Below are 24,698 nucleotides of genomic sequence, written 5' to 3'. Positions count from 1 at the left end.
GTAAGGTGCAATTTTTCTTCTACACCATTGGAAAGTAAAAAAATTAAAAATGACACTGAACCTTCCTAAACTTATAACGTCCCGCTTAAACGGTCAAAAATTTTGGTTATAGTGTGCAACAAAGCGGAACATAAGCAACTATTTTTGTTCCGTTTAAGTTGCTTGTTTTATGGATTATACAATCAACTTAAACAGTAGTTTTTGAAGTCTCACCTATTTCATGCTTAATTTCATTCCAAGCAGAAATAGTACCAGAGTATTTACCACTTAATATATACGTAAATAAATCGTTTATAAGTTCAACTGCTGGTTGCTCCTGACTCCATAAATTTTTTATACGTAACATAAACTCACGAATATAAATGGAATTTTTCTTCGTGGTACCACTACTACAATTAACATCAACAGGCATACCCAATGTGGGGTCCTCATTCAAATGAGACATTTTTAAAACTATATCCGATAACCTTTCACCTTCAGTCTGATATGTTTTTCCACCTGAATATTGCTTCATTGAGCATAAAACTTCGATAACAGATATAATCGCTAAACATCTAACTTCCGCATCATCTACGTGTTTACCCCTGCATAAATTTTGTAGGCCTCTATATAACATTGCCACGGCTATTAAATCAGCATCCATTTCTGTAGATTTTACATATAAATCTTTACTGACTAGCTTATTGTCAACTTCAGCATGAGCACGTCTTATATGGTTTATCTCATGAAAAACTATAAATTGGAAAGGAAGTTCAATTGGATTAGTATGCAGAACGCCTTTTATATACTCACTTTGCAATGCATTTTTATATTTACGAAGATCCATGTTATAACATGTAGAAAACACACCAGAGTTAATATAAAAGGCAAATGCATTTACTTCTGAGTTTATAACATCAGAGTTCTTAACTCTTATTTCTGCACAAAAACTTGACCTGCCTTTTTCTTCAAGCTCTTTATTTAGAAGATTTAATTGGTTAGTCGTGAATGCTAAGCTTCGTTCAACATAATTTGCATAAAGCGCGTCTTTTTTATAGGCTTCAGAAACGTAATCAATTGTTGACATATAACTACCCATATCACCTAAAATCATAATCTCTCCAGTTTACGACTACCATATAACGCCTCTTAAAACAGGCTAAACTAAGCGAAGAATGAGCGCAAGCCTGCTGTTTACGTCCACTGTTTAATTAACTTATTAGGTGTAACTACACGTTTTGTGTATATGGATTGATGCCAATTAGATCTGAAACACCTGAACCCGACTTTAAAGCTAATTTGATTGAGGATACAAAGTTGTCCAATGCTAAAGCTTCAAATTGAACAGTAAACTTTGCAACACATCCACTGTCATTTGATACTGAAACTAATACAGCGGTATGACCAGCGGAATCGAAGCAGTGAAATTTAAGGTCGCAATGCCCATAATTTGAGTCAATGTCGCCAACCCTGAAGGTTACTTCATCTGAGTTAGATTCAGGAAACATTGATAATTTATTAGCAAATTCTTTCAATAACTGAGCATTTATATATTGCTCTGTTTCTCCTGCGAAAGCGTCATTGCATGCTTTTACCCATATTTTCGAAGGGTCAGATTGCAAAAACTTGAATTCTAATCTAGGTTGCATATTTATACACACCTAACAACCAAGCTATGCGGTGCAAACGAAACGCGGCGTAGGTGCATCAGAACGAGCACCTTGTTATACAGTTTTGTGTCTGATGTGGTAAACATCACCATGAATATACTTTTCAAATGATTCATTCGTTATCCATCCGTATTTCTCTGAGAAATATCCTTCGTTATTTTTGGCATAGGATACGATTGTGTCCCACGTAAACAAGCAATGCTCGTGGTTGCCATTGTCTGGATATTTCTTCTTAATTCATTTTTCTTTTTGGTCCAGTGCTGCTTCCATAGCCTCTGGTAGCCACCAACCTCTATAAGAGAACACATCCCCAACCTTTAGTTTAGATGTGTACTCTTAAATGTTTCGAATGTGTACACAAGACCATCGTTGGCGATTACGCGATGCAATTGGAATTTTCGTTTCCTGTTTTTGGGTCGATATACAAACCAGCTGGAGCCACTGGCCCTATACCCATCCTGTCGAATTCGTTCACAACTCTTGTTACGTTTTCTTGTTCAGAAACGCTAACAATTACACCTTTTGCTTCTACGTAGCCCATGGTTCTCTTTTACGCATAACGCCTTAATAAAAGCTGAAAAATAGCAGGCTAAACTAAGTGAGGAGTGAGCATAAGCCTGCTGATTTACGTCCATTGTTTAATTAATTTGTATGTTTCTAATATTCTTCACCTTCATCACCAATGACTTTTGCCCTAAGTAACTGAGCTAGTTTTTTTAGCTTTTTTAATTTGAACTTTATCGCTACCGAAGCTAATACTGCCATTAGCATATGTGAAGTTGTACTTTCTTCTTAAAATTGGGCTAGTCCAGACGCAACTGTTTGGAGTTTGAATTTCAATAGTTTCTCCCGTCTGAGGATTCTTGATTTTAGCAACATGCTGAACCGTTAACGATGAATCGTTTGCACAAATTGCGAGCCACTCAACCTCAGAGATTTGCTTTTCACGCTCAATATGTAAGGTATAAGACGCCATAACATTCCAACTTTTTAAAATATAAGCATATACTAAAAGTTTACGCATATTTGTCTAGAAACATAACGCCTTACTAACATGCGATAACGCTATGCCGCCAACCTTAATTATTGTGCCATAAACACGAAACTGAAATTGCGACAGAAGACGCCAAGCGTTAGGTGTCCCTGTTAAGTAATTTATTATGTGCATATTTGATATAAGTGTCCTGACTAAAACCCGTTGTCAGTTGCGCATATTATTTGCCAGCCAAGTTTATGCGCCACTTTTTGACTACCTACATTATCTGAGGAGATGAAAACTTTAACTTTTGTCAAATCAATGAATTGAGCAAGTTTAGCGATTGCTAATTTGCACATTAGAAGCGCCAACCCTTGACCCCAGAACTTCTGACGAATGAAATACCCAAAATCTAGATCGCCATCAAGTAGTGTAATTCCGCAGAAACCAATAATTTCGTTAGTTTCAACATCTCTGAAAGCGAACCTAGTTTCTGCCTGCTGCTCTTTAGCAAACCAAGCCTCAGTTTCCGAATCAGTCAAAGGTCTTCTAGGTCCCAAAAACCTCATAACGTGTTCGTTTTGAAGCAAGTCAAACACAGCATTTCGATCACTTTCAACTAACTGTGAAATAACGATTTCGTCCAAGTTTTACTCCAAGTACATAACGTCGCTATCACAAGAGAGCAGGCTGTAATTGTAATTTATGTTAATGGAGCGGCAGCGAAGTGCATAAATAGCAACGAAGGAATGCAGTTCCAAGACATAGCGTAGTTATATTTTTCTATGTATTTTGAGGAATATCATCCCAATCTGATGTTTTGTCAAGACACCAAGTTAGCGCACGACGGCGTTCCATGATTATGCTCATATTAAAGTTTTCATGGGGTTCGCCATTAAGCTGGTAATGTCTACAACTCCACATGGCTCGATAATATACATCTCTCATTCGATATATTTCTTCAAATGAGCGCATTGTAATATTTTTTGTGAATTTCTCTGGGCCTTCACCTTGCTGGAGATTAGGGCAATAATTAATCATATTGTCTGGTATTGGATATGGAAAATCGAGATCATCGAATTTATTCATAACCCAAATCAAAGCCCAAAGTGACTCAAGGTACCAATGTAAATTGATTTTATCTTGTTCACTTATCGTCTCTTGGGTTTGAGTGAGTATATATTTCTCAACTTCAGACAAGTGTTCAGTTAGTTGGTTATCATCAATATAGTTTTTTATGTGGACAATCGGGGCATTGAAAGCAATATTGATCATTGCATTCATAATTAGAGATCTACTTATTATCTCATTATCTGATCTCATTTCTGTAATTTCATAGACAGGAAGCCAATCACAGATTTCCCCATCAAAATTTGAAACGATATCTTCACTATTTTTCTTTATTGCCAGAGTATCCATAACTTCTCTCAATCCCCTCCCTAAATATATACACCTCGTTAAGAGGCGAGAAATAGTTGGCTAAAATGTGAAGCGAAACGAGTCAACAGTTACGTGGCCCACTTGAAAGCTTGTTATATGCGCATTCACATATTTGGTTCGCAATACTTTAGCCTCGGCCTTGGATTAAAGTAAATTAAAAAATCATTATAATCTGTAGGGGTATCAAGATAAATCCGTAAGACTTGCTCACCTCCCCATGATTGAAACTCAACACTTTTTAAATTTTCTTTATAAACATGAAAAACCAACTCATCATTTTGAAATAACTTAACACTAATTGAATTATTTCCAAATGGAGAATGAGTAAATATCAATTTACTAACATTGTCATACGCCATGACAAATGAAAATAAACCTTCATCATGATCATATTCATCCGAATACCCAAAGCCTTTTTCAAAAAACTCTAGTTCTTCTGGAGATTCATAGGTCAAATTGAACTCCCAACTTTAAGTGCACATAAACATAATGACTTCCATACGGTGATAAACTGAGCTTTTCGTGGGTTAGCTACAAGCTAGAGCCATAATTAATTTGTCAAATAACTAAACAGCAGAGGCGCATACTTTTAACGGGCTAAATCCACATAAAGAATTCAAGGAAGTCGCCTATATTGAAGACCATCGAAGTACACAACCTATGCACTTTGGCAGAACAACATCATTTAAAATAGCTATTAAAAAACTATTAAAGTTTTTCACCATGTTTGCAAAAATTAAAAACCTAAATTAATGAATGAACTAAATCGACACCAACTAAAAACTTATTCATAATTGAATTCTTAAATACGACCTTTATTTCTATAAATGTAAGAAGTCCATTTATCTTACAAGTTTTTATACCTATCACACGCTTAAGTCATGAAAGCAGATGTTACCATTAATGCTCCACTAAACATGAACCAAAAAAAAGTAAAAACAAACCACTTTTTAATGTGCTTAGGTACACGCTGCCTTTTTTCAAACATTCCGAAACGCTTAGCATGAAAGGACCAAATAAAAACTGTAGCGTATTGTAGAACTCCGCTAGCGGATAAAAAGATGTTAAGGCTATAAAACCTAACACCATCATCAAGAATATCTTCGAGTAAAGGTAACCACTTACCCTTTAAATAAATAACCAGACCAATCCAAATAAAAATACCTATACAACCACCGAAAAAAAAGTATGCTGAAACGACTTGAATGAAAGATGGATCAATCAAATGCATTATTTTATACCATTAGCTTCATACAAAACTTCCCCTTTAGAGCCACCGAACTCCCCACCATATTTTCCACCAACATAACCTCCACTGCCTCCTGCTACAACTGCACACCAAAAAAAACTTGTACCACTTGATGGTAAACCAAATACAATTGAGCAAGTCGCCCAAGTAGCGACAGCCCCTCCCAGAACTCCGCCGCCTACTGCCCCAATAGCTTTGCCACTTTCAACATATTTAGCTTTAGTACAAGCTTGAGTATTATCTTCAGTGCAAGCTTTAACAATATTTGCACTTGCCTCAACACCCGTTAATGCAATACCAACATAGCCAACTCGTTTAAGATTTTTTGCCATGTTTGCGACAGTTTTATAATTTTCTGCAAAATGCGGAATACTCTGTGCGGTCCCTCCTTGTGACTTCCAATGATGGATCATACTTTTAGAGCTCAACCCCAAGTTTTGACGAATATTGCCGGCGGCTAAAGCACCTCCTAACGTAGGCTGAGCAAAACGACTAAGCGCTGTATCTAATCGCGTAAACATCAGTTTTCGCTTTTGTAAAAACTGTGAATTTTTTAAATTTCCGTGGCGATTGTAACTATTTACATATGCAGCCTCTAAATCAGTTAGAATAGTTTTGACTTGCGTAACATGAGTTGTCCATGAATTATTAGCAAAACCTAAAAGCATGCCATTATATTTTGCTACATTGCTAAGCAACTCATAACGCTTGGCTAATATTTCACGCTCATGTTCATCTAATTCTCGTAGCTTTTTATCTACTTCATCAGCGTATTTCTGAAATTGTTGTTCAAACTCAGTGCATTCTTGGCTATTTATAGGAGATATAAGCACTATTTGACCAGGCTTTACAAAGCCATCCACTAGGTGAGAGTTTACAAACTTAAAATGATCAAAAGTTTGTTCTGTAGGTGCGTTGTAAAGTACGATAATAAGTGCGTCGATGGTCATACGTTTTTCGACAATGTGAATCGCATAATCGTTGGGGGTAATAAAGCTGTTTGTCATTTTTATTCCTTAAATTTTATTCATCCGTGTATTAAGCACATTGAGCATTACATATTCCTATTTTGAGGTCAAACATATCAGTTTACATCACCTTATAATAAACCACGGCTATTTACTGCGGTTCATAGTATTACTTATTCAACAAGCTTATCTTAGTAAAAGAGAGGTAAATATTGTCAATGTTTCGTCGAGCATGAAAACCGACGACATTACTTGCTTCGTCCTATCATTAACTCGCTCTAATTAGACTTTAAGATTATGGCTTAAAAAGTTAAGCAAGGTTCAATGTGTTAACTTAACATTGGGAGTCATACCAACGCCGTAATAAACGGCAAATAATACTTGGCAAAAACGAGCGCGAGCCAAGCTTTACGCGCCCGAATAAATAGTTTTGTTAAGTTTTTGTAAGCGCGTATGCACGGGATATAACTAAAGGAAAAAAATCTCCCTCTAAAAGTACAGCCCATTGCCCATCACCGAAACGTTCAATCCGATTCGCATTTGTAAGTACATTACATAAATTATCAGGGGAAGCATTATCAATATTGGACATTATCTTTTTTACTTCTCGTGGGTCATAATCAATTTTTAACCATGGGGGAGCACAAAGAACCTTCATAAATTTAGAAATAACTTCAGGATATTTAGGGTAACCACCTGAGTTATCTATATCAGGTAACGCCTCCTTAGCCTGCCTATAGTCTTTTTCAAGTTTTTCAACATCACTTTTTGAAAACATCCATCCTCCATGAACACCTAACGCCGCGTAAACGGCGAGAAATAGCAGGCAGAACTGAATGAAGAATGGGCGCAAGCCTGCTGTTTTGCGTCCACGGTTTTTAACTTATTATACGTTTTTACTGCTGATAATGTCCCTACAGGCTTTAATTACATCGGTACGATAATATTGTATTGTTTCAGTCAACTCCTTGTCTGCTTTTATGAGAAAATCAGCAGAGCAATTAGGGCGAACATGCTTTAAAGGCAAATGGTCTGTTTCTGATTCAATAACACCGAATATATGATATTCAGTGTCCCAACATTGCCCATATTTTTCGTTACCAATACGCCACAGTGAAATTACGTTTTCTAAGTAGTTTTCATCACTTTTCAACAAGTTTTTTGCGATTTTCGCTGCTTCTTCAGACATGTTATTAACTAGGCTATAGAAATGTATAACAATTTTGTAGTGCACGTCGTGCATCTTTCTGCCGATGTCACGCTTTTGTATTTAATAAATCTATTTTTAACAAATAACATAATGCATTGCCAACTATAAAATTTTATTGGTGCTAAAGATTTTCAGGAAAAAGAAAACACGGCTCCTACTACTTAATTATATAGCAGTGTTATAAGTTAGCTTACAACACTGCGAGACGAAAAATGCGTTAGCGGAATATCAGATTTTATTAAGGACTATCAATCAAACCTGACAAGACTAAATCAAGTTTGATGATAACACTGCTCACATAATAAACTATCTAAGAGCCGTTTGAATTATTTAACATCAAGCTCCATTACAACACCATCTTCATCGTCTTCTTCCGTCACAACAAAACCAAACTGTGAATAGAATTTACGCATCACATGATGACCTGGCATGTAGAGTATGGTTATTTTTTTACACTCTGGAATGACTTTCATCTCGTTAATTACTAATTCTGTTGCGATTTTACCTATACCTTGGCCTTGATATTTTACATCAACCATAAACTGAGCAATGTAAAACTCATCAGGGAGTCCTTCTTCAAGTTCTTGGTAGTATTGAATAAAACCGACGACTTCATCTTCGCGATATATTGCTCGATTAACATAATGAGGATAAAAGCTAGATTCAGCGATAGACTCTGAATTTAACGCGACGTAATGCTCTTGCTCTTTAGTTATTTCTAAGTGAATTACATCCACCCAATTGTCCTTCGTAACATCACGCAAAGTAACGTTCATAAACCTCCCTTTATATTCTTTTCAAGAAAAGTATATATATGGGTAAAGTGAATAAAAACAATGCTTAATTAGAGGATAAGCCTTTGAGTGTGTGCGGGAACCTTTAGTTAAAATCGCTTGGTAGATAGATCGGCAAGTTCCTTTGGAAATCAAGTTCAAGGGATCTACATCAAGCGATTTAATTTTATTTATTGCCCCGTTAAACGCTTAGCAAATGAAATAGCGTAGGCTGTTGAGCGTAACTTAAGTACTTTATCATCACTTGGCATAAAGCCTTCAGACAATAGGTTTGGGTCATAATTAGTGAGGTCACAACCTGATTCGCCCGTAGATTCTATCGTAAGCTTTCCTAAATTAATTGTTGTGCGTTCAGCGGGCCAACGAACTGAGGGATCCGTTAATACATCACCTGGCTCGGCTAACTCTGCTTGAAAACGATAATGAACCTTCCCTTTCGCTAAATCCTTTTCAAGCCGCTTAGCCAGAAATGACTTGGGTAATGTTTTCATTTGCTCCTCTGTTAGCACTTGTTCTGGCTCTTCTGGCACCATAGTCCATCTAAAGGCATGCTTAGCGCCCTTTTCATCAACCATGTAAAAGGTATGCACACCAAAATAACGCGAAGATACATACGATTCAGGCGGATTATGGCTTTGTAGCCAATTAAATTGCCCTAAGGTACTCGGGTGTTGTTGCCTGTATGCTTTCACTTTTGCAAAATCGATTTGACCCGTTTTTTCGTCAGGTAATAAAGTGCTTAGCAAACCAAAAAATGCTTCAGGGCTGTTACCTGCAAAAACAGGCGTGGTAAGCCCTGCAATATTGTGCACATCGCCATTTTCTAAAACAAACTGCACCCCCATACCACGTGGTGAACGTGATGTTTCATCAGCGTGAGGGTTTCCACCGCCCATAGAAAAACGGATATTGGCTTGAGACGGCGCATTAAATAAAGGGCTGATTGAATACTGTTTTGCGGCTTGATTAGGTGTAAATGTGCCGACAGCGCACACACCTTTGGCGTGACCTTTTCTGATACCTGGCTGCTTACCCGAGAGCTTCTCAAATAAATTTATGAAATCTTGCCCATTTACTGATTGCTCAGCAAAACTTGCTGCGGGTAAAACAAGACATACAGCACAAACCAAAGACTTAATTTTTAGCATTTATCCATCCTTTTAACTTAGTTACATCGAGATGACCCAACAAAGCTCATTATGATTTCATTAAAGTTAATAAAAAACTCTACCAACAAAAACGCTACAAACATTTAATAAACTTAGAATAATTATTTAACTACCGTATTTTTAAAAGCTGCTAACTTTAAATTTAGGATCCGAAAAACTGCTGTGGCGCCCAGCAATTTAAAAATAATCCGTGTTCATAACACGACTGTGGCTAGTGCACTTAATCGTAAATTTTGTGTCTTGGCCAAAAACAACAAGGACCTAATTATGGTGAAACAACATAAAAAAACCACTGCAAACGCTGATGTAGATATGACCCCCATGCTCGATATTGTGTTTATCTTGCTTATATTTTTTATCGTAACAACCTCGTTTGTTAAAGAGCACGCTATTGAAATTAATCGCCCTTTGGCAAAACCAACTTTTGATAACCCGAAAAAACAAGCGCAATTTACTATCACTGAAAATGATAGTATTTACTTTGCAAACCGGCTTATAACACCAGAGCAGATAATCGCTAACCTCGCGTTATTTACCGCACAATTTGAAATGACAAATGTGCAAGTAACAGCAAGTGAGCAAAGTAGTCACAAAACCATGGTCACCTTGCTTGATAAAATAAAACAATATCAAGATGTTCCAATCTCTATAGGCACGTCTTTATAACTAAAAAAGGGCCTAACGGCCCTTTGCAAGTTTATAATAATAAAGGAATCTAAAGAGAGTTTAGAACTTGTACTCTGCACCTACGTAGTAGTATGCACCGTTAAAACCAAATGGTGCTGAGCGACGAGAGTAAGTGAATACACCAGGGCTTGACACTATTGTGTTGCCGTTTGCATCAACAATCGTACCCGAGCGCGAATTACCAATGGTGTTCTTATCTGGATAAACATCAAATAGGTTATTAGCACCAATGTTAAACGATAAGTTTTCATCAAAGAAGTAACTCACTTTCACATCCGTTAAGATTTCAGCACCGTATGTTTGACGTCCACCGTCTTCCACAGTGTACTCACCATAGCGATTCAGTGATAAGTTTACTGTCCAGTCTTCAAGTCGGTAAAGTGCACTTAAGTTAATGCGATCTTCTGGCTGCCACTCTTCGATAATTGACGTTTCTTGAGCAGAAAACACGTCTTCAACAGGAATCGTTTCAAGACCACTGCCTGATGGCGTAAATAAATCAACCACATCTGTTTTGGTGAAGTTAGCAGCAAAAGTGAAATCGAGCGTGCCGCCAAGGCCTTCAGTGTTCCATGTAGCAACTAAATCAACACCTTCTGTTTCTGTGTCCGCACCATTTAAGAAAAACTGACCAGCCCCTGCGCCAGAGCTGACAAGTGCAGCATCAAGTGTATCTGATAAACCTTTACCTAAACGGTTAGAAATAACAATACGGTCATCAATATCAATCGAATAGTAGTCAATGGTTACGTTGATATTGTCAGTCACGTTATACACAATACCTAAACTACGGTTTTGCGATTTTTCTTCTTTTAACTTAGGAATACCAATCGATTGCGCGAGTGTACTGTCGTTTCTAAAGGTACCCACTTGTTCAGCCACTAAGCTGCCATCATCGCCAACAACAAACTGTGTACTTATGTTATTAAAGTAAAGCTGTTGCATAGACGGTGCTCTAAAACCTGTACTCAATGCACCGCGTAAAGAGACATCTTCAGTAATCGACCAATTAGCCGCTAGCTTAAAGTTAACAGTATCGCCAAAGCCTTTGTAGTTATCGTAACGAAGCGCGCCTGAGATAATAACATCATCGATCACGTAAGTTTCAGCATCCGCATAAAATGAGATCACATCACGTGATTCATCCACAGATGACGCAGGATCTGAACCACCAAAGCCTTGTGTACCACTAGCTGCATCTTCACTACCTACACCGCCGCTGAGGCCTGAATAAATGCTTACACCATCAACGGTGTCGTAATCACGATAAGCATATTCACTGCCCTCTAAGATGCGGAATTCATCTGTGCGGATTTCAGCACCCAATGCTAATGAAAAATTATCGTAATCTTTTGTGTAATCGAGATTAAGTGTTTGTAGAGATAATTCTAGGCCATATGCAAACGCTGAACGCGGGATAGTGGCACGAATTTCATCTGCTGATAAACCTTGCTCATAACGAAGTAAGTTTGCGTACGAACCATTAATTGTGTCACTTGTGGTGTAATCAATGCTGTTTTCACCATAGGTGTAAGATAAGTCAATGCTTGAGTCATTATCGAACGACTTTTTAAAACCTACGTTATAAGACACGTCATCAATAACAGTATTAATTTTCGGCAAGAAACCCATTGGAATTGTTGCATCACCGTCTTGTAATACAGGGTTACCAGTCGCATTGGCGTTGTGGCGGAAAAATGCCGCTGATTCATTTTCACGGTTTGAATAAGTGATAAAACCATACAGCTCACCACCAGCAAGTTCATAACCAGTATTAACGGTTAGCGCAAATTGCTGAGAATCAGCATCACCAATTCTAAATGTATCACGCGGTGCTGTGAGTTCGCGTGGGTCACCAGCAAGTAAAGTGCCGTCATCAAGCTCCGTACAACCATAAAATTGACATGAGCCATGAAGGCCAGCACGGTTGGTTGGAGCGCGATCACGGTAGTTAATTGTGGTATTTAAATAACCATCATCACCTAGGGCAAAACCTTTGTTAAAATCAATATTAACGGTTTCGCCATCACCCTCTGAGTATTCGCCATAATTAATGGCTGCTTTACCGCCTTCTTCAGCATCTTTTAACACGATATTGATAACACCGGCAATCGCATCTGAACCATATTGTGCGGCCGCACCATCACGTAAAACTTCAATGCGCTTAATTGATGCCGCAGGAATAGCATTCATGTCAGTACCTGCGGTACCACGACCTACTGACGTATTAATGTGGATAATACTCGCTTGGTGACGACGCTTACCATTGATAAGCACTAAGGTTTGGTCGGGTCCTAAACCACGTAATGTTGCCGGACGCAGCGCATCAGTACCATCACTGATAGACGAGCTGGAAAAGTTAAAAGAAGGGGCGATAGCTTGAAGCATACGACCCACTTCTGTTTGTCCTGTATTTTCAAGTGCCTCCGCACTTAAAATATCAACGGGTACCGGTAAATCCTCAACTGAGCGCCCTGCTACACGACTACCAACAACAGCGATTTTCTCGATATTTTCTTCTGCAGCTTGTTCTGCTGCAAATGCCTGATTATTGCTTGCAAGTAGTAACGGCACGACTGCAGCACTGACCCCTGAAAGGTTTTTCATGTTGTTATCTTTCCTATTGATTTGTTTGAGTTTTATACTCAGTAAACCAGTTTGATCAACAACCGCATCGAGCTTTGTACCTTGAAGCATGGTCTCAAGTGCATCTAGCTTGGTATAAAAACCAAACACCGACTGTGCTTGATATTGCTTAGCAAGCTCAAAAGAGAAAATAACCGTTTGGTCTGTTTGCTTAGCGAATTCAATCAAGGCTAAATCTGCTCGTTGCGCTTTAATATCAAATTGCAGCATTTGCTTTTCAGCAGCAATGGCTGGTTGCCCCATACATAAGCCGTAGACAGCCATCGACGCTGGAAATAAATGCAATTGTTTACTGCGCAACTTAATCAAACAGTTCAGAAAGAAAAATCCACTATGTAAATTTAACTTTTTTTTATTTAATTTTTTGTGATTAACATTAACAACGTGAAAATCATTTTTTTTCATGAGGGAAATTAGCTTTTACTTTCAAAACTTAAACTAACACGATGCTCGCCTAAGCGTTGATGTTTAACCGCTAAATTAGCGTGTAACGACTCAAGTAATCCTTTTATATCGCCAGCCTTGAAAACGCCCGCAACTTTTAAAGAAGTTAAATCAGGATCAGTCAATTCAAAACGGGTAGCCGTGTAACGACTAACCTCTTGTAGCGCTTCACCTAAAGGCTCACCATTAAAAATAATCATGCCATGCTGCCATGCTAAATCTCGTTGTACATCATCCATCGACAGTTGTTTAACAGGCTCTGTTTTACTGTGTTTTATAAGCGCTTTTTCACCCGAGACAACCACGTTCGCATGGAGTTTTTTTATCGACAGACTCTCGTTTGAAGCATCTTTTAAATGCTCAAAGTCATTTGCATCAACAAGCGTGTGTGGCTCAGCTATCATTACTTTGCCCTCTGTGACTACCAACTCAAGATCTGATGAGGTATTGCGTTGAACATTAAACACGGTGCCAAGGGCTGTAAAAGACTTATCCCCAGCAATGACTGTAAAAGGTCTGCTCGCATCCTTGGCAACATTGAAACGCCCCTCGCCTCGATTCAATATAAGTTGACGACGGTCGCCCGTGTACACCACTTCTAGCTTTGTATTGGTGTTAAGCTGAACAATCGTGCTGTCTGGCAAGACATAGGTTGCCTGCTCACCGACTTTGGTTCGATAAATCTTTGTAAATTTCGCATGGTCGTCTTCAGCTGATTGCCAATAACTTGAGTAAATCAGTAAAACACAACCTAGTAACATCACAACTAGAAAACTTGCCGCGGTTGCCAAGCCAAAAACCGCAGGTTGTTTATGTTGAGTTTTTTCAGGAAAAAGGCTACTTAGCTCATTGAGCACACTCATTTCATCCCAAAGTTGAGCGAGTTCAAATAACGCATCTTGATGGATACTGCTTTGTTTTGCCCATTGCTGTAACTCATGCACCTCTTTATCAGATAAGCCTCTGTCAATTGCGCTTACCCAACGACTCGCCTGAGCTTGAATCATATCTTTCGACGAAAAAGGATGAACATTACTCATTTATTCACCTCTTTGGCGGTTACATCTGTGGTATTTAATTGATTTAGTTGCTGAGTGTCATGTGCTTTCATAGCATGCAATGCATGCAAGAGCCCTTTGGCGATGTGCTTTTCAACTGTACTTTCGCTCAACTTCATTTTAATTGCGATTTCCTTTTGGCTTAGACCATAGACCTTTTTTAAAATAAAACACTTTTTAACTTGAGGGCTCAATTCGTTAGTCACGCGACAAAAAAATAAAAACCGCTCTTTTGAGGTGACTTCATCTTCAAGTGCCATTGAGCGCATCTGATTGGTAACTTGTTGATGCTCGTCAAGGGACTCTTTGTATTTATTATCCCATTTCGCAACGTGATTTAATGCCAAGTGCTTAGCAGTTTTAAGCATATAACTGTGGGTATATTCAATATTTTGCTTAAGATCAGCCTCGTAACTTTTAATAAACGTTTCTTGAATTATATCTTCAACATCATCAGGGCTGACAATACGTGCAACAAATCGTCTGAGTTTGCTTGATATATCAGTAAATGCGGTAATAATTCCTGTCTGCTCCGTCATCCGTAACTCGCACTTGTTATTTTATAACTAAGGGTACGAGATTTCATTTTAATTACAAGACAATTTGTTAATTTTCTGTTCTCTAAGTAAATAAACTTTTCATAAAATTATAAAATATCTCTGTTTTTCGAGTGACTAAACTATTTTGAGGTTTTAAAAACCAGACTGGCGCATCTGCATCAGCTAAGCAATTGGGTAATATTTCAATTAACTCTCCTTTGCTGAGTTCATCCTGAATAGCAATGTGTGATTTGATGGTGATACCATGCCCTGCAATCGCTGCTTGAGTCATGTTATCTGAGTTTGAAATAGTAAATCGAGTACGCGCATTGTGATGAATGACTTGATTATTTTCGATGAGCTTAAGTTGGCGTTGCCACGGTAAACACACCCAGTAATGATCAACCAAATCAGCCACTGACTTTGGCATACCATATTTTTCAATGTAGCTTGGTGCAGCACATAGAATACGCGAGTTAACAGCAAGTTTTCGAGATAATAAATTAGAGTCAACTAACTGTCCTACCCTAATCGCCACATCTTGTGCGTCATCCACTACATTCACAAAATGATCTGTAATCATAAAATCCAGTTTTAAATCAGGGTATTGTTGCTCAAACTGATTAAGCTCAGGCATAACAAATTTAGAAAAGACCCATGGCGGCATGGTGACACGTAATAACCCTGATATTGCCGACCCTCTTGCACCTATTTGATGCTCAGCATCATACAACGCTTCCAAAATTGCGCTTGCGCGTTGGTAAAAGACGTCTCCTGCTGGTGATAACCTAATCCGTCGGCTATCCCGAAAAATAAGCACGGTTGAAAGTGCCTTTTCAAGCTTACTTAAACGGTGGCTCACTGTTGCTGGCGATAAACCTTGTGCTTTTGCAGCCGCCACGACCCCTTGGTTCTCAACAATCGCTATAAATGTTTCTAAATCGGATAGGCTATACATATTTTCAATTCAACATTTTCGAATTTAGCTTTCACTTTTGCCTAGTATATATAAAAAAATAAAACACTATACTGCATTTTTTACCCTAATGGTCTGGAGCCACACTATGTCTTTAAAAAGCCAAATTGACGCATTCGAAGTACAGAAAAAAGCAAATGTCCCAAGCGATATCTTAAACTTAATGGACATTACCACCGACAAACTGATCGCTGAGCAGTTAAATCAACATGCATTACCAGTAGGCGCCGTATTTCCTGACTTTAGCTTGCCAAATAGTCATGGTGAAACCGTGACACTCTCGCAGTTATTAGACAAAGGACCTCTGGTGCTTAGCTTTTACCGTGGCGGTTGGTGCCCATACTGTAACTTAGAATTACGTGCGCTAAATGCACTTAAGGACGAGTTTGCTAAACACCATGTTCAACTAGTAGCAGTTTCACCACAGTTACCTGATCACTCGTTATCCACTGAACAACAGAATGAATTAGCCTTTACGGTCTTATCAGATGTTGAAAATACACTAGCAAAAGCATGTGGATTAGTGTTCACATTAGATGAACGCTTAATTCCAGTCTATCAAGAGCTGGGCTTGGATATTCCTAGTGCAAATGGGGATAACAGTTACGAGCTTCCTCTTCCTGCAACCTACGTTATTGATAAAGACCGTACTGTTCAATATGTATTTGCTAAAGAAGACTATACGCTACGTGCAGAGCCAAGTGAGGTATTAAATGCGGCAAAAGGGTTGCAGGATGCGTAATGTCAGTCTATCAACTAAATTATTAGGTGCTTGTATATTAATATTTAGCACCTTAATTGGGAGTGAAGCTATGGCAAATAGTCAACATCTTGAAACCCCAAAAGTAATTGTATTTGATGTTAACGAAACCTTGCTTGACCTTGAACAAATGAGGGACTCTGTCGGGGAAGCACTTAACGGACAAACACAACTATTGCCTCTTTGGTTTTCGACCATGTTACATCACTCATTAGTTAGCACCGTGACGAATGACTACCATGATTTTGGTGAAATTGGTGTCGCAGCATTGATGATGGTGGCAAGTAACCATCAAATTAATATTACTAAAGAGCAGGCAAAACAAGCGATTGTACCACCGCTTTTATCTCTTCCAGCACACCCAGATGTAAAGCACGGACTTGCTCAGCTTAATGATAAAGGCTTTAAGTTAGTAAGCTTTACTAATTCATCAAATAAAGGGGTAGCAGCGCAATTTAAACACACTGATTTGACGAAATTTTTTAGCGACCGATACAGTGTTGAAGATATCAAGGTATATAAACCCGATCTTCGCTCGTATCAGTGGCTACTTAAACAACTTAATGTAGCACCCCATGAGGCACTGATGGTAGCCGCTCACGGTTGGGATGTTGCCGGTGCAAAGGCCGCAGGTATGCAAACAGCCTTTGTTGCAAGACCCGGTAAAGCGCTTTATCCACTAGCGACAAAACCTGACTACATTGTTAATGATATAAAAGAGCTCGCTTTACTACTTAATCGTTAATTAAACCCTCAGAAGACTACAAACGGTAGTCTTCATACTTTTTATTGTTCACTTCGCACAAAACTCAGTAATTTTAATGTATAGAGCATTCATTATTTAGTCTAAAAAACAAACCAAAAAGTAAACTAAATGGTGTACCTTTAAAAGTTTTAGGTATACACTGATTGCGCTTAATCCTAGCATGGTTCGCCTTTTCATGACTTGTGGGCTATCGACTATGCTTACTATACTTAACAATTGGACTGTGGAGTAAACATGCGTCTGTCTTTCGCACCTGCCAAATTATCATTATCTTTACTATTTTTGATCGCTGCACCACTTGTATTGCAAGGCTGTTCCGAAGCCCCTAAACCACAAGAGCAAATGCATCCTGCTGCTGTTGCTACAATGACCATAAAAACAGAAGATGCACCATTCACGATTGAATTACCAGCAACCCTATCTGGCTCTAAAGAAGTTGAAGTTCGAGCGCGTGTAGCGGGTATTCTAGAATCACGTAATTTTGAAGAAGGTCAGCGTGTCGAACAAGGTCAATCACTATTTACTATTGATCTTGAACCATACCAGCTAGCTGTTGATCGTGCCCAGGCGGCTCTTGATGGTGCCAAGGCATCGCTGGTACAAACTGAACGAGACGTTAAACGTTTAGGAAAACTTCGTGCAGAGAAGTCAGTTTCACAACGCGATTATGATAACGCGAGCTCAGCTAATGATATTGCCAAAACAAACCTCGCAGCGGCCAAGGTTGCGCTAAAAGAAGCACAATTAAATCTTGAATATGCCCAAGTAAAAGCCCCTGTTGCGGGTGTAATGGGACGTGAATTTGTTTCTGAAGGTACGTTTGTTTCAGGCCCTGACGTTTTACTCACGCAAATGACCCAGTTTGACCCTATACGTATTCGGTTTGGTTTGTCAGAACGCGAACAACTACAAATGCGTCAAGATGTTAAAAATGGCTCACTAACGTTACCAGAGCAAGGCCACTGGAGAACGCAAATAAAACTTCAAGATGGTTCTTTGTACGCTAAAACTGGCGAAGTGAACTTCTCTGATGTGCGTATCAATCCGAACACCGGCACCAGCGAGTTTCAAGCTGTGATCCCAAATCCTGATTTTCAGTTACGACCTGGCCAATTTGTCCGAATTGAGCTAACTGGCGCGGTACGCAAAAATGCCATCATCGTACCACAGCGCGCCGTACTCGATAACGGCACAGGCAAGTTTGTTTATGTTGTGAGTAAAAATGAACAAGGTATGGATGTAGCACTACCTGCGCCTGTTGAAGTGGGTGAATGGATAAAAAAACCAAACAATGAACAATTCCAAAACTTTTGGTTAATTCGCAGTGGTTTAAAAGAAGGCGACCAAGTGATTGTTGATGGCATGGCGCGTATTTTCTTCCCAGGTATGCCAGTCAATGTTGGCAAACCAGCCGCTAACTCAAGCCACGCAGAATAAGCACAGGGAGTCTTATGTTTTCTCGTTATTTTATAGACAGACCGATTTTCGCGTTTGTTATATCGATTGTTATTGTGCTTGCGGGCCTTGCTGCGATGCGCAGTTTACCTATTGCTCAGTACCCTGAAATAGCGCCTCCTGTAGTGCAAGTGACAGCTTCCTATCCAGGTGCATCTGCCGAGGTACTCGAACAAACAGTGGCAGCGCCGATCGAAAATGCAATAACTGGTGTTGAGGGCATGATGTATATGTCGTCTACTTCAACTAGCTCGGGTTCGACCACAATCGAAGTAACATTTGAAATTGGCACTGATGTCGATCAGGCCGCAGTCAATGTTAATAACCGTGTTAAGCAGGTCGAAGCACGCTTACCAGAAGAAACACGCCGCCAAGGTGTGGTGGTACAAAAAGGCTCTTCTAGCTTTTTACAGGTGCACGCTTTTTATTCACCTGATGGTTCTCGCTCAAGTTTGTGGACATCAAACTATGTCACTATGAATGTGCTGGATCGTATTAAACGTATTCCAGGCACTACGAGTGTGCAAATATTTGGTGCCAAAGATTACGCCATGCGTATTTGGTTACGTCCAGATGTTATGAGCCAGCTCGGTGTCACTGTTGAAGAAATCTCAGCCGCCATTCGTGTGCAAAACTCACAATATGCTGCCGGTAAAATTGGTGCGACACCAACGTCTAAATCTCCTCAAGAACTGGTTTACAGTGTGACCGCACAAGGCCGTTTGTCAGAGCCTGAGCAATTTGAAAATATTATTATTCGCTCAAATCTTGATGGCAGTAGCTTAAGATTAAAAGACGTAGCACGCATTGAGCTGGGTTCAAAAGACTATAACTTTAAAGGCACAATAAACGGTAAAGAAGCGGTACTATTAGGTATCTTCTTACAACCAGGCGCCAATGCCCTAGATGTTGCTGAAGAAGTAAACAGTGTTATTGAAGAAATGAAAAGTCAGTTCCCTATCGGACTTGCTCATTTAACCTCATATGACACAACCCGCTTTGTTGAAGTATCGATTCGTGAAGTAGTAAAAACACTGCTTGAAGCCATGGTATTGGTATTCTTAGTAGTGTATTTATTCTTACAAAACTGGCGCGCAACACTTATTCCAACTCTCGCAGTCCCCGTATCACTACTGGGCACGTTTGCGGGTATGTACATGCTGGGTTACTCAATTAACTCGTTAACCTTATTCGGCATGGTGCTGTCAATCGGTATCGTTGTTGATGATGCTATCGTTGTACTTGAAAACGTTGAGCGTATCATGCACGAAGAAGGACTAGGTGCACGAGACGCCGCAGTTAAGGCCATGGGTGAAGTTAGCGGCCCTGTTGTGGCGATTGTTCTAGTACTGTGTTCAGTGTTTGTGCCTATCGCATTTTTAGGTGGCTTAACTGGTGAATTATTCCGCCAGTTCGCTATTACCATTTCGATTGCTGTAAGTTTATCGGGTGTGGTCGCCTTAACAATGACGCCTGCTCTTTGTGTGCTTATTTTGAAGCAAGAGCATAAGCAAACAGCCCGCTTCTTCTTATGGTTTAATGCTACTTTTACAAAAATCACAGGGCGATATGTAGGTGCCGTTGGCTTTATGATTCGACGCGGTTTACTCGGTTTAATTCTTATGACTGGGATGATTGTTGCAACTATAGGCCTTTGGCAAAATACGCCTGGTTCATTAGTGCCTGATGAAGACCAAGGTTATTACATCTCTGCGATTTTCTTACCTGACGGTTCATCACTTGAGCGCACCGAACAAGTAACGCAACAAGTTGTAAAAGCCGTGCAGTCAAACCCTGCTAACGAGAACGTGGTGGCGTTTACCGGTTTTGACTTTATTGGTGGTGGCTACAAAAATAGTGCTGCGACCTTATTCGTGACCCAAAAGCATTGGGATGAACGCGAAGTTGATACCAAAGCATTGGTGCAAGAGCTCTTCATGAAAACAGCAGGTATTAAGGAGGCGCTGGTGCTTGCCTTTAATCCTCCGGCTATTTTTGGTTTAGGTAATACCGGTGGTTTTGAGTTTTACATTCAAAACAAAGGTGATAGTGACCCTGATAAGCTACAGCAAGCCATGCAGTTAATGACAGCCGAAGCGCAAAAGAGCCCTATCATCAGTGGTCTGCAAACACTCTGGCGACCAGATGCCCCACAATTAAAAGTGGATATTGATCGTGAACAAGCGCGTGCCATGGGTGTTGAGATAGATGCTGCATTTAATGCCCTTGCGGGTAACTTAGGGACTTATTACGTTAACGACTTCAATAAATTTGGTAGAGCATGGCAAGTGCTAATGTCTGCTGAACCCGAATTTAGAATGAAGCCTGATGACATTGGCCGTATCTATGTTAAAAACAACCAAGGTACTATGGTACCGCTTTCAGCATTCACCACCATTGAGTATAGCCGTGGCCCAGAAAATCTTAACCGCTACAACAACTTACCAGCTGTTAAACTGATGGGTAATGCAGCGCCAGGTTACAGCTCAGGCCAAGCCATTGCTGAAGTTGAACGAATTGCACAAGCCGTGTTACCCCCTAATATGACCTACGAATGGACAGGCTCTGCATTCCAAGAAAAACGCAGTTCTGGTACCACAGGAATTGCCTTAGGCCTTGCTGTGATCATGGTATTTTTGATTTTAGCAGCGCTATATGAACGTTGGTCATTACCATTTTCAGTTATGCTTGCCCTGCCATTTGGTACCTTTGGTGCGCTTATAGCGGTTTGGGTTGTTGGCATGACAAACGATGTGTACTTCCAAATTGGCCTGGTAACACTACTTGGTCTTGCCAGTAAAAACGCGATTCTTATCGTTGAATACGCCTTGATGAAACATCAACAAGGCTGGAGCGCAAGTACTGCTGCACTTGAGGCTGCTCGTTTACGTTTTAGACCAATCATTATGACTTCGCTTGCTTTCATTTTAGGCGTAGTGCCTTTAGTACTGAGCACTGGTGCAGGCGCGGGGGCACGTCACAGTGTTGGTACGGGTGTTATGGGCGGAATGATGGCCGCCACATTCCTTGCGGTATTCTTTGTGCCTTTATTCTTTTATTGGTTAACGGCGCGTAAGTTAACTGAAAAACGCTCAAGACATGAACTTGCTGATGAGATAGCAGAACATCATCAACAAGAACATGTCAAAACCCAAGAGGGTAATCTGTAAAAAATGAAGGGCAAACAATGAGTTTGCCCTTTTTTTGATTATTGGATTACTAGCAATTTACAGCTTCCAACGCTAGTATTAAGGAAAGATGTGTGGAGTACAGCATGAATAATCAAAAATTAGCCGAATTTGAACAGTTTTTTCAAATCAACGAGAGCAACCGTGTCAATTTATATGCGGTTGAATCAAGTGCTGTGCCAAAAACCAATGCTGAACTCGAAGCGGATATCCCTGCTCTATTTAAACTTGCCAACGAAGTAAACGAACTTGAACAAACAAGCTTACGACCACTGCGTAATCTAGGTGATGTTGCACAGGAATTGGCAGCGTTTTTACAGGCGCAGTCTCGTAAAATCGATTTAATCATGAGTCATATCTTAGCTTCAGAGCAGCCTGACGATAACGCAAACTATTGCGATAGTTATGGCGGCGGTGGCGTAAAATTGACCTCAACTGATGTATATGAATTAGGGCAAACATTTCGCACTAAGTTATTCTTACAACACGAAGCATCGGCTATTTATTGCTATACCGAATTAGTGGCCATTGAAAAATGCGATGATGATAAATATCAATATACCTTATTGTTTACTGCCATTCGTGATGCTGACCAAGATTTAGTCGTAAGGGCTGCCTTACACGCACAAACACGTCAACTAAAAAAACGTCAGCAAGAAAACAATCAGCAAGACAATTAAAAATCGCGCTTAATCGCGCACAAAAAGCTGACATCTATGGCTAAAATGCTAAACTAGCCCCACCTTAGTTTGTTTATTACCTTCATGAAATTTAGACTTTTACCTGAATGGGCTGAGCAAGATGCCGTAATGCTCACTTGGCCTCATCAAGACACGGATTGGGCAGCAAATTTAACAGCTGTTGAGCCTGTGTATGTAGCGCTTTGCCAAGCAATTAGCCAACAACAAGATGTTGTTATCGTGGCCCATGATAATGCCCTAAAAACACATATTGCAGCTTTACTTGCAAATACAGAGGTTGATGCTAATCGCATTCACTTTGTGGTGACACCGTGTAACGATACCTGGGCACGTGACCATGGCCCATTGACCTGCGCGAATATTGATGACGCAACGCAATTAAAAGTGATGGATTTTATTTTTAATGGCTGGGGCAATAAATTTGCAAGTGATCTCGATAACCAAATTAATCAAGTGCTTGTAAAGCAAATCGCTAATCCTAAAAATGCTTATCAGCAAAGTGAGCTGGTTCTTGAAGGCGGCGGCGTTGAAATTAATGAACACGGCGTGCTACTCACAACCAGCGAATGTTTATTAAACCCAAATCGTAACCCAGAACTTACAAAAGCGGATATAGAAAAGACGCTGATTGAGCAACTGGGTGCTACGTCTTTCCTTTGGGTTGATCACGGCTATCTTGCAGGTGATGATACCGACAGCCATATTGATACGCTGGTACGTTTTGCACCAAACAACACCCTTGTTTATGTTCAGTGCGACGATAAAAATGATGAGCACTTTGCTGCCCTTGATGCAATGGAAAAACAACTGCAATCATTTAAAACAGCAGAAGGTGAAAACTACACGCTGATTGCCTTACCTTGGCCAAAAGCAGTGTTCAATGAAGATGGTGACAGACTCCCTGCCACATATGCTAATTATTTAATTATCAATAAAACCGTTTTAGTGCCAATTTATGGTGACGAAAACGACCAACTGGCGCTTGGTCAAGTTGCCAAAGCATACCCAGATCACACTGTGGTGGGTATTAATTGTGTGCCAATTATTCACCAATTTGGCAGCTTACACTGTATTACAATGCAATTACCGCGCGGCTTTTTAGCAGGAACAAACAATGACTAAACCAACGCATTTAAAGGTTGCTCTTGTTCAGCAATCAAACACCGATAATGCTCAAGACAATATGGCAAAATCAATTGCTGGTATTCGTGATGCAGCAAGCCAAGGCGCTAAGCTTATTGTTCTACAAGAGCTACACCGCAGTTTATATTTTTGCCAAACCGAAGATGTAGATGTTTTTGATTTAGCAGAAACCATTCCGGGCCCAAGCACAGACATCTTAGGTGCACTTGCCAAAGAACTCAATGTGGTGATCGTGTCATCATTATTCGAAAAGCGTGCTACAGGTCTTTATCACAATACTGCTGTGGTACTTGAAACTGACGGCAGCATTGCCGGTAAATACCGTAAAATGCATATTCCTGATGACCCAGGTTTTTACGAGAAGTTTTACTTCACACCGGGTGATTTAGGTTTCGAGCCTATTCAAACCTCTGTTGGTAAACTAGGCGTATTAGTGTGTTGGGATCAGTGGTTCCCAGAGGCTGCACGCTTAATGGCCATGGCCGGTGCTGAAATTTTAATTTACCCTACAGCCATTGGTTGGGACCCGCGTGATGAAAAAGACGAGCAAACACGTCAAAAAGACGCCTGGGTTATTTCACAACGCGCTCATGCAGTTGCCAATGGCGTACCGGTGATCAGCTGTAACCGTGTTGGCCACGAAAGTGATCCAAGCACTCAAAGTGAAGGTATTCAGTTCTGGGGTAACTCGTTTATTGCGGGTCCTCAAGGTGAAATTTTAGCTGAAGCGAACAACAGCGATGAGCAATTACTCGTTGTTGAATTAGACCAAGCACGTAGTGAAAACATACGTCGAATTTGGCCATACCTTCGTGATCGTCGTATCGATCACTATCAGGACTTAACCAAGATTTATCGAGACTAAGCAGTAAAAACAGTT

The 24,698-nt window shown here is 39.9% G+C and carries 24 protein-coding genes; 8 read left to right on the top strand and 16 right to left on the bottom strand.

All coding sequences use genetic code 11. From position 1 onward, the window contains the following. Positions 1 to 187 precede the first annotated feature (187 nt). From L3V41_RS12180 to L3V41_RS12125, 12 genes are all read right to left on the bottom strand, one after another. Positions 188 to 1,093 (bottom strand): hypothetical protein, encoded by a 906-nt coding sequence (locus L3V41_RS12180; RefSeq protein ID WP_237127829.1) that lies wholly within the window; start codon positions 1,091 to 1,093, stop codon positions 188 to 190. 115 nt (positions 1,094 to 1,208) lie between these two features. Beyond that, positions 1,209 to 1,628 (bottom strand): hypothetical protein, encoded by a 420-nt coding sequence (locus tag L3V41_RS12175; RefSeq protein ID WP_237127828.1) that lies wholly within the window; start codon positions 1,626 to 1,628, stop codon positions 1,209 to 1,211. A 715-nt stretch (positions 1,629 to 2,343) separates the two neighbouring features. Further along, positions 2,344 to 2,673: a hypothetical protein gene (locus L3V41_RS12170; RefSeq protein ID WP_237127827.1), complete on the bottom strand. Its 330-nt coding sequence runs from the start codon at positions 2,671 to 2,673 to the stop codon at positions 2,344 to 2,346. 164 nt (positions 2,674 to 2,837) lie between these two features. Beyond that, positions 2,838 to 3,272 (bottom strand): GNAT family N-acetyltransferase, encoded by a 435-nt coding sequence (locus L3V41_RS12165; RefSeq protein ID WP_237127826.1) that lies wholly within the window; start codon positions 3,270 to 3,272, stop codon positions 2,838 to 2,840. A 136-nt stretch (positions 3,273 to 3,408) separates the two neighbouring features. Continuing rightward, positions 3,409 to 4,044: a DUF4272 domain-containing protein gene (locus L3V41_RS12160; RefSeq protein WP_237127825.1), complete on the bottom strand. Its 636-nt coding sequence runs from the start codon at positions 4,042 to 4,044 to the stop codon at positions 3,409 to 3,411. 125 nt (positions 4,045 to 4,169) lie between these two features. Then, positions 4,170 to 4,520 carry a hypothetical protein gene (locus L3V41_RS12155; RefSeq protein WP_237127824.1) on the bottom strand — a complete coding sequence of 117 codons (351 nt, stop codon included), beginning with the start codon at positions 4,518 to 4,520 and terminating at the stop codon, positions 4,170 to 4,172. A gap of 419 nt (positions 4,521 to 4,939) precedes the next feature. Next, positions 4,940 to 5,296: a hypothetical protein gene (locus tag L3V41_RS12150; RefSeq protein WP_237127823.1), complete on the bottom strand. Its 357-nt coding sequence runs from the start codon at positions 5,294 to 5,296 to the stop codon at positions 4,940 to 4,942. Then, entirely contained in the window at positions 5,296 to 6,321 is a 1,026-nt protein-coding gene (locus L3V41_RS12145) for a hypothetical protein (protein ID WP_237127822.1), read from the bottom strand. The genes L3V41_RS12150 and L3V41_RS12145 overlap by 1 nt, the downstream gene beginning before the upstream one ends. Positions 6,322 to 6,715: 394 nt before the next feature. After that, positions 6,716 to 7,060 carry a DUF6508 domain-containing protein gene (locus L3V41_RS12140; RefSeq protein ID WP_237127821.1) on the bottom strand — a complete coding sequence of 115 codons (345 nt, stop codon included), beginning with the start codon at positions 7,058 to 7,060 and terminating at the stop codon, positions 6,716 to 6,718. Between the two features lie 108 nt (positions 7,061 to 7,168). Further along, positions 7,169 to 7,471, bottom strand: a complete 303-nt coding sequence (locus L3V41_RS12135; protein ID WP_237127820.1) for a hypothetical protein — start codon at positions 7,469 to 7,471, stop codon at positions 7,169 to 7,171. Positions 7,472 to 7,818: 347 nt separating this feature from the next. Beyond that, the gene (locus tag L3V41_RS12130; protein ID WP_237127819.1) at positions 7,819 to 8,268 is read right to left on the bottom strand and encodes a GNAT family N-acetyltransferase; all 450 of its coding nucleotides are present in this window, start codon (positions 8,266 to 8,268) and stop codon (positions 7,819 to 7,821) included. Between the two features lie 188 nt (positions 8,269 to 8,456). Beyond that, a complete protein-coding gene (locus tag L3V41_RS12125) occupies positions 8,457 to 9,434 on the bottom strand; it encodes a catalase family peroxidase (RefSeq protein ID WP_237127818.1) in 978 nt (325 codons plus the stop codon). A 288-nt stretch (positions 9,435 to 9,722) separates the two neighbouring features. Here L3V41_RS12125 and L3V41_RS12120 point away from each other — a divergent pair, with 288 nt between their 5' ends. Then, positions 9,723 to 10,121 (top strand): biopolymer transporter ExbD, encoded by a 399-nt coding sequence (locus L3V41_RS12120; RefSeq protein WP_237127817.1) that lies wholly within the window; start codon positions 9,723 to 9,725, stop codon positions 10,119 to 10,121. 60 nt (positions 10,122 to 10,181) lie between these two features. Here the strand turns inward: L3V41_RS12120 and L3V41_RS12115 are convergent, their stop codons facing one another. The 4 genes from L3V41_RS12115 to L3V41_RS12100 form a co-directional block, all read right to left on the bottom strand. After that, positions 10,182 to 13,193 (bottom strand): TonB-dependent receptor, encoded by a 3,012-nt coding sequence (locus L3V41_RS12115; RefSeq protein WP_237118433.1) that lies wholly within the window; start codon positions 13,191 to 13,193, stop codon positions 10,182 to 10,184. Positions 13,194 to 13,201: 8 nt separating this feature from the next. Further along, entirely contained in the window at positions 13,202 to 14,272 is a 1,071-nt protein-coding gene (locus L3V41_RS12110) for a FecR domain-containing protein (protein WP_237127816.1), read from the bottom strand. Beyond that, on the bottom strand, positions 14,269 to 14,829 hold the full coding sequence (locus tag L3V41_RS12105; protein WP_062569255.1) for an RNA polymerase sigma factor: 561 nt from the start codon (positions 14,827 to 14,829) through the stop codon (positions 14,269 to 14,271). The genes L3V41_RS12110 and L3V41_RS12105 overlap by 4 nt, the downstream gene beginning before the upstream one ends. Positions 14,830 to 14,911: 82 nt before the next feature. After that, positions 14,912 to 15,787 carry a LysR family transcriptional regulator gene (locus tag L3V41_RS12100; protein WP_062569256.1) on the bottom strand — a complete coding sequence of 292 codons (876 nt, stop codon included), beginning with the start codon at positions 15,785 to 15,787 and terminating at the stop codon, positions 14,912 to 14,914. A gap of 106 nt (positions 15,788 to 15,893) precedes the next feature. Between L3V41_RS12100 and L3V41_RS12095 the strand changes: the two genes are divergently transcribed. The 7 genes from L3V41_RS12095 (at position 15,894) to L3V41_RS12065 (ending at position 24,683) form a co-directional block, all read left to right on the top strand. Further along, the gene (locus tag L3V41_RS12095; RefSeq protein WP_193987403.1) at positions 15,894 to 16,547 is read left to right on the top strand and encodes a peroxiredoxin-like family protein; all 654 of its coding nucleotides are present in this window, start codon (positions 15,894 to 15,896) and stop codon (positions 16,545 to 16,547) included. A 70-nt stretch (positions 16,548 to 16,617) separates the two neighbouring features. Further along, entirely contained in the window at positions 16,618 to 17,310 is a 693-nt protein-coding gene (locus L3V41_RS12090; protein ID WP_237127815.1) for a haloacid dehalogenase type II, read from the top strand. Positions 17,311 to 17,565: 255 nt separating this feature from the next. Continuing rightward, positions 17,566 to 18,768 (top strand): efflux RND transporter periplasmic adaptor subunit, encoded by a 1,203-nt coding sequence (locus tag L3V41_RS12085; protein WP_237114164.1) that lies wholly within the window; start codon positions 17,566 to 17,568, stop codon positions 18,766 to 18,768. 14 nt (positions 18,769 to 18,782) lie between these two features. Further along, positions 18,783 to 21,956, top strand: coding sequence for a multidrug efflux RND transporter permease subunit (locus tag L3V41_RS12080; RefSeq protein WP_193987406.1), 3,174 nt, complete (start codon positions 18,783 to 18,785; stop codon positions 21,954 to 21,956). Between the two features lie 104 nt (positions 21,957 to 22,060). Further along, a complete protein-coding gene (locus L3V41_RS12075; protein WP_237114165.1) occupies positions 22,061 to 22,654 on the top strand; it encodes a PilZ domain-containing protein in 594 nt (197 codons plus the stop codon). Positions 22,655 to 22,738: 84 nt separating this feature from the next. Continuing rightward, on the top strand, positions 22,739 to 23,797 hold the full coding sequence (locus L3V41_RS12070; protein ID WP_193987408.1) for an agmatine deiminase family protein: 1,059 nt from the start codon (positions 22,739 to 22,741) through the stop codon (positions 23,795 to 23,797). Continuing rightward, on the top strand, positions 23,790 to 24,683 hold the full coding sequence (locus L3V41_RS12065; protein ID WP_062569260.1) for a carbon-nitrogen hydrolase: 894 nt from the start codon (positions 23,790 to 23,792) through the stop codon (positions 24,681 to 24,683). Before L3V41_RS12070 ends, L3V41_RS12065 begins: the two co-directional genes overlap by 8 nt. Positions 24,684 to 24,698 lie beyond the last annotated feature (15 nt).

The sequence above is a fragment of the Pseudoalteromonas sp. L21 genome (assembly GCF_021728035.1).
In the GTDB taxonomy this organism is placed as follows: Bacteria; Pseudomonadota; Gammaproteobacteria; order Enterobacterales; family Alteromonadaceae; genus Pseudoalteromonas; species Pseudoalteromonas arabiensis.
Note: the sequence above shows the minus strand (reverse complement) of the source record. Positions and strands in the feature narration are given on the sequence as shown.